Annotated in this window: 14 protein-coding genes; 10 read left to right on the plus strand and 4 right to left on the minus strand. The window is 41.8% G+C overall.

The window, feature by feature from the left end; translation table 11 throughout:
* Window positions 1-84: 84 nt before the first annotated feature.
* On the minus strand, window positions 85-1,167 hold the full coding sequence (locus ACTXGF_RS19560) for a 3-deoxy-7-phosphoheptulonate synthase (RefSeq protein WP_102078467.1): 1,083 nt from the start codon (window positions 1,165-1,167) through the stop codon (window positions 85-87).
* A gap of 424 nt (window positions 1,168-1,591) precedes the next feature.
* Between ACTXGF_RS19560 and lpxB the strand changes: the two genes are divergently transcribed.
* From lpxB to ACTXGF_RS19575, 3 genes are all read left to right on the plus strand, one after another.
* Complete coding sequence (gene lpxB / locus ACTXGF_RS19565) at window positions 1,592-2,908, plus strand: lipid-A-disaccharide synthase (RefSeq protein WP_443534209.1); 1,317 nt, start codon at window positions 1,592-1,594, stop codon at window positions 2,906-2,908.
* A 22-nt stretch (window positions 2,909-2,930) separates the two neighbouring features.
* A complete protein-coding gene (gene rnhB, locus ACTXGF_RS19570) occupies window positions 2,931-3,809 on the plus strand; it encodes a ribonuclease HII (RefSeq protein WP_443534211.1) in 879 nt (292 codons plus the stop codon).
* Between the two features lie 336 nt (window positions 3,810-4,145).
* A complete protein-coding gene (locus tag ACTXGF_RS19575; protein ID WP_443534213.1) occupies window positions 4,146-5,399 on the plus strand; it encodes a CAP domain-containing protein in 1,254 nt (417 codons plus the stop codon).
* Window positions 5,400-5,535: 136 nt separating this feature from the next.
* Here ACTXGF_RS19575 and ACTXGF_RS19580 read toward each other — a convergent pair whose 3' ends face one another.
* Window positions 5,536-6,126 carry a DUF924 family protein gene (locus tag ACTXGF_RS19580; protein ID WP_443534337.1) on the minus strand — a complete coding sequence of 197 codons (591 nt, stop codon included), beginning with the start codon at window positions 6,124-6,126 and terminating at the stop codon, window positions 5,536-5,538.
* 174 nt (window positions 6,127-6,300) lie between these two features.
* Between ACTXGF_RS19580 and ACTXGF_RS19585 the strand changes: the two genes are divergently transcribed.
* The 3 genes from ACTXGF_RS19585 (at window position 6,301) to ACTXGF_RS19595 (ending at window position 9,839) form a co-directional block, all read left to right on the plus strand.
* Entirely contained in the window at window positions 6,301-7,542 is a 1,242-nt protein-coding gene (locus ACTXGF_RS19585; protein WP_443534215.1) for a carboxynorspermidine decarboxylase, read from the plus strand.
* A 275-nt stretch (window positions 7,543-7,817) separates the two neighbouring features.
* Window positions 7,818-9,092, plus strand: coding sequence for a saccharopine dehydrogenase family protein (locus tag ACTXGF_RS19590; RefSeq protein WP_102091503.1), 1,275 nt, complete (start codon window positions 7,818-7,820; stop codon window positions 9,090-9,092).
* 207 nt (window positions 9,093-9,299) lie between these two features.
* The gene (locus tag ACTXGF_RS19595) at window positions 9,300-9,839 is read left to right on the plus strand and encodes a hypothetical protein (protein WP_443534217.1); all 540 of its coding nucleotides are present in this window, start codon (window positions 9,300-9,302) and stop codon (window positions 9,837-9,839) included.
* A 66-nt stretch (window positions 9,840-9,905) separates the two neighbouring features.
* Here the strand turns inward: ACTXGF_RS19595 and htpX are convergent, their stop codons facing one another.
* A complete protein-coding gene (gene htpX, locus ACTXGF_RS19600; RefSeq protein WP_443534218.1) occupies window positions 9,906-10,820 on the minus strand; it encodes a protease HtpX in 915 nt (304 codons plus the stop codon).
* A 221-nt stretch (window positions 10,821-11,041) separates the two neighbouring features.
* Here htpX and ACTXGF_RS19605 point away from each other — a divergent pair, with 221 nt between their 5' ends.
* Window positions 11,042-11,374, plus strand: a complete 333-nt coding sequence (locus ACTXGF_RS19605; RefSeq protein WP_057760460.1) for a YnfA family protein — start codon at window positions 11,042-11,044, stop codon at window positions 11,372-11,374.
* 141 nt (window positions 11,375-11,515) lie between these two features.
* Here the strand turns inward: ACTXGF_RS19605 and ACTXGF_RS19610 are convergent, their stop codons facing one another.
* Window positions 11,516-11,638: a hypothetical protein gene (locus tag ACTXGF_RS19610; RefSeq protein WP_021815223.1), complete on the minus strand. Its 123-nt coding sequence runs from the start codon at window positions 11,636-11,638 to the stop codon at window positions 11,516-11,518.
* Window positions 11,639-11,989: 351 nt separating this feature from the next.
* Between ACTXGF_RS19610 and ACTXGF_RS19615 the strand changes: the two genes are divergently transcribed.
* From ACTXGF_RS19615 to mutL, 3 genes are read left to right on the plus strand one after another with little or no spacing between them, the layout of a single operon-like run.
* Window positions 11,990-12,607, plus strand: coding sequence for a 6-pyruvoyl trahydropterin synthase family protein (locus ACTXGF_RS19615; RefSeq protein ID WP_443534219.1), 618 nt, complete (start codon window positions 11,990-11,992; stop codon window positions 12,605-12,607).
* On the plus strand, window positions 12,600-13,130 hold the full coding sequence (gene tsaE, locus ACTXGF_RS19620; protein ID WP_443534221.1) for a tRNA (adenosine(37)-N6)-threonylcarbamoyltransferase complex ATPase subunit type 1 TsaE: 531 nt from the start codon (window positions 12,600-12,602) through the stop codon (window positions 13,128-13,130). The genes ACTXGF_RS19615 and tsaE overlap by 8 nt, the downstream gene beginning before the upstream one ends.
* A gap of 53 nt (window positions 13,131-13,183) precedes the next feature.
* Window positions 13,184-14,962, plus strand: coding sequence for a DNA mismatch repair endonuclease MutL (gene mutL, locus ACTXGF_RS19625; protein ID WP_443534222.1), 1,779 nt, complete (start codon window positions 13,184-13,186; stop codon window positions 14,960-14,962).
* The last annotated feature ends 48 nt before the right edge of the window (window positions 14,963-15,010 follow it).

The following is a 15,010-nucleotide window of genomic DNA, read 5'->3' on the forward strand; positions in this document are numbered from 1 at the left end:
GTTAATAAATAAAAAGCCCCTTTCGCATTAGTGCAAAAGGGGCTTTTTATGGTTTGCTCGACGATAAATTATCGTGGATAGCTATTAGCGATTTGGTAGCACATCTTTTACCATATCACGTAAGTCACGTAATGCTGTGACGGTGCTATCCCAATCTAGGCAACCATCGGTGATAGATTTGCCGTACTCAAGCTGGCTTAAATCAGCAGTCAATTTTTGATTGCCGCCTTTTAAGTGACTCTCAATCATCATACCGATAATTGATTTATTGCCATTTTGAATTTGTTCGGCAACGTTTTTGATAACCATCGGTTGTAAGTAAGGGTCTTTACCTGAGTTAGCATGACTTGAATCAATCATAATCTTGCTATTGGTTTTGCCTTTTGCCAGCTCGTTTTCAACTTGGGCTACCGCAGTTTCATCATAGTTAGGCTTGCCATTACCACCGCGAAGTACCACGTGCGCGTAAGGGTTACCTTTAGATTTGATGATAGAGACTTTACCATCTGATGACAGACCTAAGAAGCTATGACCTTCTTTAACCGCTTGCATGGCATTGACAGCAACCGTCATACCACCATCGGTACCGTTCTTAAATCCAACTGGGCATGATAAGCCAGAGCTCATTTCGCGATGCGTTTGGCTCTCAGTGGTACGTGCACCAATGGCTGACCAGCTGATTAGATCTTGGATGTACTGCGGCGTATTTGGATCAAGTGCTTCAGTCGCGCAAGGTAGACCTTTTTCATTCAAATCAAGTAGCAGTTTACGAGCCGTGCGCAAGCCTTTTTCTATATCAAAGCTGTCATTCATGTCAGGGTCGTTGATCATGCCTTTCCAACCAACCGTCGTACGAGGTTTTTCAAAATAAACACGCATGACCACAAATACACTGTCTTCGATTTCTTTTGCCAATACGGCTAAACGATCGGCATATTCGTGAGCGGCTTTGATATCGTGAATAGAGCAGGGGCCAATGACCACAAACAAACGCTTGTCTTTACCGTCCAAGATATCTTGAATAGTATTACGACCTTTTAGTACGGTGTTATACGCGTCGTCTGACAGAGGCAGCTCGGCTTTTAGCTCGGCGGGGGTAATCAAAGGAATAAATTTTTCAATATTCACGTCGTCAATATCTGCATTATGGGTAACTGATGTTGTCATGGTTATATATCGTCTAGCTGATTTATAGGAACATTCATTATGCGGACAAAAGTGTTGGTTGACAAGGGTAGTCGAGCAGTTAATTGACTGATAACTGGAATGTGGAAAACAAAACTTAGTTATACTTATAGAGACTTAGCGTGATATTTGACGTTCTAAATGCACGTTTAGCATTTGGTTTTTCTATCTATTAATAAGAGTTGGTTGAGTTTTTGGTGCATAACGCTCAGATTTTATGCGTGAATTTCGCTATTTGTATCATCGTCAAGTATGATAGCAACATTAGCGATGGGTGGCCCAAACTGTGGCATTAAAACAGTAGGGATGAGTACTCATATTATTCATAAAGCCATATCGCTGATTTATTACGTTATATTTTATAATAACGGTTTATTTTGTGTATTTCTAATATCGAGAGCTTGTCATGACAGATTCTGCTACGTCTCATCACCATACTGACCTCATTCATCAAGCCGAGACGGATTCTCAAGTAGCAAATATAAATGCTACGCCGCTAGTGATAGGCATCGTCGCAGGTGAGGTATCTGGTGACAGCTTAGGCGCAGATTTTATGCGGCAAATGAATAATCTACGTGATGATATTGTCTGGGTAGGCGTAGGCGGTACAAAGATGCAAGCGCAAGGGCTACAGAGTATTTTCCCGTTAGAGCGCTTGGCAGTGATGGGTCTGGTTGAAGTCATGTCGCAGCTACCAGATTTGCTCAAAGCGCGCCGTGAGCTTCTGAGCGCATTTAAGGCTGCCAATATTGATTGGTTCGTCGGTATTGATGCGCCTGACTTTAATTTGCGAGTATCCAAAAAACTAAAGCCCCAAGGCGTATTCTGTGTGCAGTACGTCAGTCCTTCTATTTGGGCGTGGCGTGAGTCACGTATCCATAATATTAAAGCGGCGACCAATTTGGTGCTATGTCTATTCCCGTTTGAGTTGCCAGTTTATGAGCGACATAACCATCCAGCGATCTGTGTGGGTCATCCATTACTACGAACCATTGATCAGAATCTGATCGATACGCCAATCAATCAACGTCGCAGTGAGCTCGTTTGGGACAACGATGGGTTGCAGCAGTTTTTTATTGAACGCTTCGATGATGTAAGTCAGCTTATTTGTGTAATGCCAGGTTCTAGGCGCGGTGAAATTACAGCTATTCTGCCATTGATGCTTGATGGCATCCAAAAGTTAATCCTGTTAGATCCTAAGCTATGCTTTATCATTCCAACGGTCGATCAAAACCATCAATATATCGTACAAGAAGTGATCGACCAACGCTCAGAACAGCTACGTGAAGCAATTGTGGTGGTTTACGATGATACCCAGCCAGAATTTAGCCAACATGCCATGGCGGCATCAGATATCGTGATGCTGGCATCTGGGACAGCAACGCTTGAGGCAATGCTGCTTGAACGGCCGATGGTAGTAGTCTATCAATTAAATCAGCTGACTTACCAAATAGCCAAGCGTCTGGTAAAGGTACCATATGTGGCATTGCCCAATATATTGGCTAATGCGCCAATCGTACCTGAGCTTATTCAAGAGCAGGCGAGCGGTGACAATATTTGCCGCACCGTAATGCGTTTGCTGCAACCACGCGCTTATGCCGAGCAATTACATGACTTACTAGTGACAAAGCAGTCGCTACAACAGCAAAGCAACCATGAGCCTGCAAACAGCGTGATTGAACAGTGGTTTATCCAAAATACCGATACCGTCAATCATAATTAAACAAGAAAGACCTTCTAACATTATGCATATTCAACACAGTACAGAAAGCTCAGCTCAAGTAATTGACATCAATATTGAGCATATTGATGTCAAAGGACAATATATTCAGTTAGCAGCGCCCATACACTTATATGGGCAAATGAATATCGCTGAGCTGCTTACCCAATATCTCAGTTATGATAACCAAGAGACAGAGCAGTCAATACTGCAAATCGGCGTTGATGAAGCAGGACGTGGGCCATTACTAGGTAGTGTCAATGTGGCGGCGGCAATATTACCTGCGACCTGGTCAGGATTGATTGAGGAACAACCGCTCAAAGACACGCCGTTGTCGATACTGACAGACTCCAAAAAACTGAGTGAAAAAAAGCGCGATATCCTTTATCCATTGGTTCAGCAGCATGCTATCGGTTATATCATCGCTGATATACCAGCAGCAGTGATTGATCAGGTGAATATATTGCAGGCAACGATGCTTGGTATGCGCTTATGTACTGAATCGTTGCTAGAAGTGATTTTTAAAAGCTTCTCGACTACTGGAAATGTTAACAGCACGTCGCTCGATCAATTAAAGATCGAAGTACTGTTTGATGGAAATCGTTGCCCTGAGTTGAACTATGATAGCTTTAAAAAATTAGAGGTGGCGCCATCTGCGATTGATTGTCAAGCATGGGTAAAAGGCGATGCGCGTCATACTAGTATTGCAGCGGCCAGTATATTGGCAAAAGTAAGTCGTGATGAATCGATGTATACACTGGATGCTCAATATCCGGAATACGGTATTGCTAAACATAAAGGCTATCCGACGCGCGCACACATGGAAGCAATCGAAAAACATGGTGTCTTGCCAACGCATAGACGTAGTTTTGCACCAGTGAGAAAAGCGCTAGAAATACAGTAGCCATAAACAAGTGGCTATAGAAAAGTGACTATAAAAACGTGATCATGGAAAAGTGACTGTATAGCGGATACAAAAGAATCGTACTTTATAGATGATATCTTTGCCTTAAAAACAGCCTAAGCTTAGTGTTAATTTATAGACCCAAAAAGAAACCTGTTACTTGCAATCAGTGAGTAGCAGGTTTTTTTACAAAATAACGCGCAAAAGTTCATAATTTGTAATACAATAGACATTATATTGAAATAAAACACTGTTAAATCAATCACTAACTACCCTGTAACTGATTTTGACTCTCATTGCTTTTCACAAGCAGGTTATTATTTTATAGGATGAGCGATGACTTCTTATACTTCTCAAAAAAATCTTGCGGCAGTGCTATTTTTAACGATATTTCTCAGCGCTTGCGGCGGAGGCGGAGATTCTGATAGTAGTTCTACATCTGCTAATACACCAGACAATTCCCAAAATGATGAAGCTGCCCAGCCAACAACGTCGGAACCTATTATTTCTGCTCCGATTATAGCGACACCAACTACTCAGGGTGACGAGCCAAGCGATGGTACTCCTAACGTTGATGGCAATGGGTCAGCTGATAACAATGTACAAGCAGCATTAAGTGCGAATAATCAGTTCAGTCTAGCAAGAACCAGCTGTGGTCTAAATGGTCTATCCGTTGATACAGAACTAGATGATATTGCCATTCAGCACGCAAATTATATTAAACATGTATTTGCTAATAGCTCACCAAGCAGCTTTAACGCGCATTTCGAAAATGAAATTAGCGATATTGCTAGTGTGACAGGTTCTAACAATCCTTTTTTTAGTGGATTAGATCTGGCAGATCGATTGATCAATGCGGACTATGGCAATTCTCAATATGGTGTCACTGAAAACATTGCTCAGTCTGTCTATTATAGTTCGGCAGGCAATTTTTTGAGCACAGAAGCTGTGGCAAGCTCTATGGCAAAGTCGTTGTTGTCAGCGCCTTATCATCTACGCTCTTTAATGTTGCCAACCTCAGGCGTAGTAGGAACAGGAATGGTTACCTATACGCCTAGTAGTAAAAATGCTGCTAACAATAAAGGCTATATTTTGGTAAGCAATGCTGCAGGGACAAAAACTACGACAAATAAAACGCTTGAAGGTGTTTTTACGTACCCATGTCAAGATGTGACGGGGACAGTCACTGCACTTTATAACGAAACCCCAAATCCAGTCAGAGGCTCTGGGCGAAATCTACGTACTGATCCTATCGGACAGCCGGTTTATATCAACATGCCATCCACTGATAAAGTTAAAGTGAGTAACGTTAAATTCCGAGATGTGCAGCGTAATATAGATTTGCCGATTCAACTGCTTGATTCTGACAATGATCCGTACAAAGGTACGAATTATGCATTGCCAGCGAATGAAGCATTTATTTTGCCATTAACGGATGCGCTCAAGAGCTGTGAATCAGGTAGTAATAAAGGTGGTAATTGTGGACTTTATGGCAATAGCAAATATAAGGTCAGCTTTGATATTTTGATTGACGATAAAGTATTAGAGAAGCAGTCATTTACGTTTACTACTGGTAAGGTAAATTACTAATAAGCATTTAATACGCTCTAAATATTTGTCGTAAAAAAGAAGGTCTGAACCAGTGCTATGATTCAGACCTTCTTTTTATATGATAGTTTTTTGTGTAATAACTTTGATTACCTTCATACAATACTAGGAGTCTCGCCTAAAACGATGAGTTAGGCTGTTTTAAAAAGTTCTTTTCATCTTCGGTTGAGTCGCGATTTAGTACCTCGTTGCGATGTGGATATCGCCCGAATTGATCAATGATTTGTTTGTGACGATGTTCAAAGTCTAATGTGTTTGCATCGTCTAATTGTTCAAATAGCGGTAGATAACGCTTATGAATCATGGCCGACTCAGAGTGCATAAACGGTATGATAATAAATCTACGCCATTGCATCGGTAGAGTATCAAAATAAGGCTGTTGAATGGCTTCTTGGGCGAGTGCTAATGCCATACCATCTTGCGCAAATGCACTTGCTTGTCCGCGACATAAATTGCGTGAAAACTGATCCAGCACAATAATTTCTGCCAAGCGTCCTGCCAACGCCGTTATCGAGCTATTACCATCCAATGAAGACTCTGCGATACGCCAAGTGACACATTCGCCTTGTTTCGCTGCTTCCCAAATGCCGCCAAACTTATCTTGTATTTGCTTATCAAAACGATCGTTTTGTTCAAACCAGTAAGCTTCATTGTTTTTATCAAACCAAAAATCCAACACGGCACGCGCATCAGGATCTAGATAATTCAAATCTATGTTTTTCGGATCCAATTGTGATGAATGGGATCGACTGGCTGAGGTGGAATAATCGGTTGAGAGTGCCATAAGATATTCTAATTATGATGAATTTAGTCTACTATAGCGCAAATATTTATATCTGTCTGTCAAGATAGCAACAGCAGAGTGTCTATTAGGTAATCTATTATGAATGCAAAAAATCTAGAGAATTCTATCAACGCGGCATTGCCACCAACGCCTTACTACGTGCTTGATGAAGCGGCCATCGTTGCCAATATGAAAATCATTGCAAGGCTATGTGAGCTGTCTGGTGCAAAGGCATTATTGGCACTAAAATGCTTTGCCACATGGGGCGTGTTTGATGTGATGCAGCCTTATCTGCATGGCACGACTTCGTCTTCACTTAACGAAGTCAGATTGGGCTATGAGACCTTTGGTAATAACGATGATGCCAGTAGTAGCGACAGAAAAGAAACGCACGCTTATAGCGTTGCCTATAGTGCAGATGAAATCCCTGAAGTGCTGAACTATGCGGATAAAATAATTTTTAACTCAATCTCACAGTTCAACGCTTTTAAAGAGCAAGCCGCCGCGCAAAATATACCTGTAGGTCTACGACTCAACCCTAAGACCAGCAACTCATCGTTTTTGATTGCTGATCCTGCACGCCCATTTAGCCGTCTTGGTGAGCACGATAAAGATAAAATCGCAGCGGTACTTGGCGATATCACTGGCGTCATGATTCACAACAATTGCGAAAATGACAGCTTTGAAGCCTTTAGTGAAAGCTTGGCAGATATCGAAGAAAGGTTTGGTGGTATTTTAGCGCAGCTTGAGTGGGTGAGTTTGGGCGGCGGTATCCACTTTATCGCGCCTGATTATCCATTAGATAAACTAGCTGCACGTCTAAAAGCGTTTAGCGAAACCTATGGCGTGCAAGTGTATCTTGAGCCAGGTGAAGCAAGTATTCATGGTGCAGGCACGTTGGTAACTACTGTATTGGATACCATGCATAACGAAAAAAACCTAGCAGTCGTCGATGCTTCTATTGAAGCGCATATGCTTGATCTATTGATTTATCGTGAGTCAGCACCGATTGCTGCGATTAACTATACAGTTGCCAATATTGCGCCTATCGGTAATCCTGCAGAAGCTGCACCGTCTGAAGCGAATGCTGAGTCAGCAGACCATACCATTATTTATGGTCGTTCTTGCTTGGCAGGTGATATTTTCGGTGAGTATGCATTACCGAGTAATCTTCAGATAGGCGATAAGATTGCCTTTGGCAATGCTGCTGGTTATACAATGGTTAAGAAAAACTGGTTCAATGGTGTCAACATGCCAGCGATAGTCATCCGCCGATTGGATGGCAGTATCGATATCCAGCGTGAGTTTAATTATCAAGATTATAAAGCCAGCTTGTCTTAACGCGATATTTTTGTGAGTTTTCTACATTAGAAAACAAAGGCTTAGTCTTAATAATGGGTAATTTTAAGGTATCTGCTATTGATACATTATTTTTTACCGATAAGGGAATAAAAATTGTTATAATCGCGTCGGGCAAATAATGGAGTATTATTTGCCCGACGGGTGCGTGGGTTTTCCTCGGTCTTCCTTTTTAATTCACGCATATCATTCACTCGTTTCTGTTTTGCATAGCCGCTATCAATGGTATCGACAGGGACACAAAGGAGGATTGTTCATTGAACACAAACCAACAAGCTAAGCCTAACAAAAAAGACGTACTGATCATCGGAGCAGGCGGTGTCGCTCAAGTGGTCGCGCATAAATGCGCGATGCACAATGATGTACTTGGTGAGATTCATATCGCCTCACGTACAAAAGACAAATGCGATGCCATCGCCCAAAGCGTAAAAGAAAAAGACAGCTTTAAGCAGGCTGCGGTCTTGCATACGCATCAAGTCGATGCGATGGACAGCCAAGCACTCGTGCAGCTGATACAAGACACTGGAATACAAATAGTCATCAATGTTGGTTCGGCATTTATTAATATGACCGTACTAGAAGCTTGTATTGAGACAGGTACTGCCTACATAGATACGGCTATTCATGAAGACCCACGTAAGATTTGTGAGACACCGCCGTGGTACAACAACTATGAGTGGCAACGTAAAGAGCGCTGTGCAGACAACAATGTCACTGCCATTTTAGGTGCAGGGTTTGATCCCGGTATGGTCAACGCTTACGCGCGTCTGGGCTATGACATGATGGATGCAGGATCTGTGACGGATATCGATATTATTGATATCAATGCAGGCAGCCATGGCAAATACTTTGCGACCAACTTTGACCCAGAGATCAACTTCCGTGAGTTCACTGGTACGGTTTACTCTTGGCAAGACAGCAAGTGGCAGTCTAACAAAATGTTTGAAGTCAAACGTACAGACGATTTGCCAGTTGTGGGTGTGCAAAACAGCTATCTAAGCGGTCATGATGAAGTGCATTCATTGTCAGCCAATCTAGATGTACCAAACATTCGCTTTTGGATGGGCTTTGGTGAGCATTATATCAATGTCTTCACTGTCCTACAGAGCTTAGGACTATTGTCTGAGCAGCCAGTAATGACTGCTGAAGGTCAAGAAGTTGTGCCACTAAAAGTCGTTAAAGCAGTACTACCAGATCCAAGCTCGCTTGCACCGAACTATACAGGCAAGACCTGCATCGGTGACAAAGTCAAAGGCAAGATTAATGGCGTTGAGACTGAAGTATTTATCTACAATGTCTCAGATCATAAAGATGCTTACAACGAAGTTGGTAGCCAAGGGATTTCGTATACCGCAGGCGTGCCACCTGTTGCTGCTGCGATACTAGTCGCGACTGGCGAATGGGATGCAGGCAAAATGGTCAACGTCGAAGAGCTAGATGCTAAGCCATTTATCAATCTACTAAATAAGATTGGTTTGCCAACGCGTATCAAAGATAGCGAAGGTGATAGAGCACTAGAGTTTGATATTTAATTAGCAAATGTTATTTAGAAAAGCCTGTCTACTAGAGACAGGCTTTTTTGTGTTTGGCTGTATTGTAAAAAAGAGAAGCTTGATTCACTATTTTTATAGAATGATTAGATACTACTAACGAGGATCAAGAGCGGAGTATTTTCAAGGTTGATATATAACGAATAAGATTTATGAAGCTCGCCTGATATTTGAGAAATAGGATTAAATATGGATATGGACGAGGTTTTTGCTGCTATAGCAGGTGAAACATTAGAGGTTTATCAGGACAAATATAAGTTACGCTCAAGAATATTAAGTGAAGCAAGTCAGTATATAGAAACAGATTCTTCAGATTGGCCACCTATCAGCTTTAATTGGGACTTATCAAAAGAAGGTCAACGCTTCTCTTTAGATGGTGAGAATGAATCAAGTTTTAAAACTCGCTATCCAGAAAGCTTTATATTGGGAACAGTGAAATTAGATGCTCTAGATAAAAAACTATGTCACTTTAGCCGTAGAGATGAAGGTGAGTTGTGGACGGTAGGGTATAAAAGTAGACTGGCATATTTGATTGTTTATTTATCTGAAAAGAGACCTATATCACCGCCACTGGTAAAACCTCACCTTATCGGCGAGGTCATATTGAAGGGTGGCCATCACCGGTATGCTATTGCAAAAGAAATAGGGGAGAAGTATATTCCTATTTATGTAGAGCCAAAGTATAGAAAAGAAATCGATAAACTCATGGAAATAGATTGGATTAGCTAGAGTAGTGAGATAAGCACTGTACTCTACATCGTACTTCTAATGATATCGTAGCTATATTTTTCTCCATTATCCCTCACTAGGATTATATTCTCGCAACGCCGCAATACGGTCATCCAATGTTGGGTGTGAGCGGAATAGATTTGCAATACTAAAGCCTTGAGTTTGCCCAGACGAGATTGCAAATGCTTTCATACTCTCAGGCATTTGATCCGGTCGCTGTGCAGAAGGACGCAATGCATCAAGCGCACTGATCATTTTTTCGCGGCTAGCAAGTTTTGCGCCCATTTGATCTGTACGGAACTCACGTAAGCGTGAGAACCACATCACGATGGCAGATGCCAAAAACCCAAGTAAGATATCCATTACAATACTGGTAATAAAGTAACCAATACCGGGGCGGTCACTAGTGTTTTTAAACACAGTACGGTCAACGAAACTACCGACAATACGTGCAAAGAACATTACAAACGCATTGACCACGCCTTGAATAAGGGCAAGGGTTACCATATCGCCATTGGCCACATGACCAATCTCATGCGCCAATACGGCTTCGACTTCATCTTGATTCATATTCTGTAATAGGCCAGACGACACCGCCACCAGCGCTTTATTTTTATTCCAGCCAGTCGCAAAGGCATTTGGCTGTGAATTATCAAAAATACCAACCTCAGGCATACCGATATTTACGGCTTGCGCTTGTTTGGCTACGGTATCGATTAGCCATTGCTCAGTAGCGGTGCGTGGAGATTCTATAACTACCGTACCAGTAGATCTTTTAGCCATCCATTTTGATATAAATAGCGACACCATCGAGCCGACCATACCGTAGATACCACACATAACAGCAAGGCTAATGTAGTTAAGACCACCTGCGCTGTGCACGCCGCCAATCCCAAAAAACCTCGACAATATACCAAACACGATGCTAAATGCCACAATCACTGCTAAGTTGGTTAATAAAAATAATCCAATACGCATCATGATGCTAACTTCCTATTGACAATGTCGGTATGGCCTCGATAGAGCGCTCTCTAAGAGGTTTGTTTGCTATGATAGATTTTACTGTGATTTTAACTGTAATGTCAGAAAAAATAGCCTTTTATAAGAGGTAACAGAGATAGAGTGATTATTCTGGGAAATGCCGTACAATACCTGACTGGTTTTAGCAGGTTAGAACAGTAGTAGATGAGGAGTAGTAATTTTTGACAGAATTAAAAACGGTTGGGCTATTTGCGCTTACTGCATTGGCTGAGATTGCAGGATGTTATCTGCCTTATCTTTGGCTGCGAGAAGGCAAGTCAATCTGGCTACTGATACCTGGTGCGCTGAGTTTGGTCGCATTTGTTTGGCTGCTGTCATTACATCCGACTGCTGCGGGCAGGGTTTATGCTGCATATGGTGGTGTTTATATATGTATGGCGATTTTATGGTTGTGGACGGTCAATGGTATAAGACCAACCATGTGGGACATAGTGGGCTCAGTAGTTGCGCTATTAGGAATGGCGATCATTATGTTTGCGCCGCGCGGAGCTTAATCAAAACCAAAGCTTAAGCAAAAACTGTACCTAATTAAGAGAGTAGTACTTATAAAGGCTAATGACGAACCAAAAAAATACCAATCAAACGGTTAAGTCAGATTGGCATATTGATGTATTGATGTATTGATGTATTGATTATTAATGTTTGCCTAAAATACTACCATTGTCGTCTTTCTTGGCTTGTTTGGCAGCTTTCTTCTCTTTAGCAGTCAAAAGGGGCTTTTTCTTAACGTTCTTCTTACTATCTTGACCTTTGCTCATCATCGTTTCCTTTTTTACAGCACACTACTCATTACGCCAAGTTCAGCGAATTCAAGACAGTGTGAATACAGCTAACATAGCTGTTTACTGAATAGAGTATAGGCTTAAGCTTTAGTAATAGATAGCGCTCGCACAATTCGTCTACGATTCAAGTATCATTCAAATTCTTTATGTTTACGGTTAGTCCTAGTTTACCAATTGATTCGTTCAATCAATCATTGTATTAATAAGTGCTTACTTACGGATACATGGCGATTTGCTATAATGAACCATAAACCGATTCATAAACGCGGCAAACTCTTATTTATTAACATTTAGCACCATAGTGCTTACTGTTTTGGTCAAATTATTATGCGTATTCGTAAACTGTTCAAATTTGAAAATGCTCACATCGTTCGTAACTGTAGTTCTGAGCGTTGTAAGCACTCGATTCATGGCCACAGCTATCAGATTGAGCTGATCCTTGAGGCCACTCGTTTAGACCATGGGCAAATGGTTTATGATTTTGGTTTGCTAAAATCTTCGATCAAAGACATTATTGATAGCTTTGATCATGCCATTTGTTTTTGGAACAAAGATGATCCTGAGTATATCGCAGCGTGTAAGAAATTCAGCGCACGTTGGATAAGCTTGCCAGTTTCACCATCGGCAGAGCAGTTTTCACGAGTAATATTCTTTTGGGCGCAAGAAATACTACGCCAGACACAAATGCAAAATGGTGAAGCAGATGTCAGCGTGTACTCAGTAATTGCTCACGAGACGGCGACAGGGTATGCGCAGTGTTTTGCTGATGATGTTGCAAACGATCAAATGGGTAAACTAGTTCTAGAAGATTGTGAATTCAGTGAGCAGGTTCGTGCTGAGTGGATTGACTCTGAGCTGTATGCCAAACTGATTCGCGGTGAAAGCTTTACCAATCCAACTGTAACCATGCAGGTACAGACAGAGCGGGTTCAGTCTGATGTGTGATGGTCAATCTATAGAAAATAGCAAATACTTAAAGACTCTAATATTAAACTCTGAGCAAGATACTCAAGCATTGGCTGAGCAATTAGCGACATTGCCGCTGACAGGTAGCGTGTGGCTGGCAGGTGACTTGGGCGCTGGAAAGACTACATTGACGCGTTATTGGTTACAAGCGCTCGGTCATACAGGTGCAGTGAAAAGTCCAACCTATACTTTGGTTGAGCCTTATAGTATTCAGCGCAAGGATGGTTCGACCAAGCCAGTCTATCATGCAGACTTATATCGTCTCCAAGATCCAGAAGAGTTGTCTTTTATTGGGTTTGATGAGTATCTAGATGAACCTGAAGCGCTAGTCATCATCGAATGGGCTAGCCGTGCTGATAGCTATCTGCCACCGCCCACGTTATTCATTGATATGACTCAAAGTCTCAGCGATGATAACGACACTGAAGCTCGCCAAGTGCAGTTGAGGTTGTCAAAGGCAGGTCAAGCGCAGGGTCTGGATCTATCGCAACTTATCATCTAAATGAATATTTAAATTACACCAATCGCTACTTTCCAAAAATATGACATCTATCTATGCCAGATAATCACCCTAATACCCGCATTAAAAAACTATCGCCGCTGCTAATCAATCAATTAGCGGCAGGTGAGGTGGTGACACGTCCAGCAGCAGTAGTCAAAGAACTGCTGGAAAATGCCATCGATGCTGGTGCGACCAATATTGAGGTGCGCATCACTCAAGGCGGTATGGGTCTGATTGAAGTAGTGGATAATGGGGTCGGCATTCATCCTGATGACATGGTCATGGCCATCACTCGTCATGCGACCAGTAAGGTTGCTGACGTTGCTAATTTGCATGGTATTACGACGTTGGGTTTTCGCGGTGAGGCGTTAGCGGCCATGGCTGCTGTCTCTCGTTTAACCTTAACCAGTAGTCATGATGATAGTAGCATTGGCCGTCAATTACAGGTCGCTGGCGTATTAGATGACACACCGAAACTGTTGCCAGTTGTGCATAACCGCGGTACAACGATCATCGTAAAAGATTTGTATTTCAATGTGCCTGCCCGCCGTGGCAACCTAAAATCTATTGCTACTGAATTTGGTCATATCGAAACCATCGTCCGAGAGGTTGCACTGGCGCGTGCCGATGTTGCTTTGACACTTTTTCATGACAATAAACAGCGGCTATCATTATCTGCAAGTGCTACGGGTATTAGTGGTAACAATGACAGCCGCTTGCCACTGCCGCGTCTAGAACAAGCGACTGGTATGGTATTGACAGATAATGCATTAGCAATATCGATAGATTTGTCGAGTCTGGTACAGTCGTCTGTAGCGTACGATGATAGCAATGTTAATCAAGCAGCGATTAGTGGCTGGTTATGGCCATTGCATCATGAAAAAACTGATTTACCAAAGCTGATTTATGTAAATGGTAGGCTGGTAAAAGAAGCGTTGATTAGCAATCAGATACGTCAACTGGCACAAGGTGCGCAGCTAGCAGGTATGGGGTATGCACTGTATTTTGATTTGCCAAATCAGTGGTTAAATATCAACGTGCATCCATCTAAACAACGTATCAAAATCAGTCCATTGAATAATATTATGGCGCACTTAGGCCATACAGTTCGTACGCAGTTGAAAACGATTGATGTAGCTAAGTTTGGGTCTGAGTCTGCATCTGCGTCCGTAGCGACGACCGAAACTGATAGTCAATACAAATCTGCGGAACGGGCAAATAATGATGCTTCTTTAAGTCGTTCTTCTGAAATGCCCATCTTGATTATTCAGCCTACTAATAACCTAAGGCAGAATAATCAAGTAGAGTCTACTAGACAGTCTTACCAGTCTACTGCAAACCAATCATTTTCGAATAATCCTTTATTGCAAGAGTCAGTGCAACCTTATATCAATGAGCGATCAGACCAAAGCAACAATAGTAACAACAGCACTTCATATTATTCTGATAGAGCAGCTACTTCTGCATCTTTACCAATTTGCTTAGATATTATTAACGATTTAGAAGCTGTTGATATGGACTTAAACGCAGATGATAAAAAGCTACCTTGGCTGTTGTTTTATCATAAAGGGCAGTGTGCACTGATAAGTGCTAAAGACTGGCAGTCTAAAATAAGCCAGCTATTTGAGTCACTTACCTCTAGTCAGCAAGTATTCAAAAAAGATAGATTGCCAAAAAGTGCTACTGAGATTAATCAGCAACTTATTAGTGTCAATACGCAAATGTCTGCGCAAGATTCAATGGTTTTTGCAAATGATCTTACTGAAATAATTAAGAACAATGCTATTAAAGCGATAGATAGTCACCGCTTAGTAAAGCTAATGCTATCCTGAATATCTGAAAATAATTACAACATCTTAAAGCAATTAAACCAATCGATA

The organism is Psychrobacter sp. 1Y6, from assembly GCF_052258385.2.
In the GTDB taxonomy this organism is placed as follows: Bacteria; Pseudomonadota; Gammaproteobacteria; order Pseudomonadales; family Moraxellaceae; genus Psychrobacter.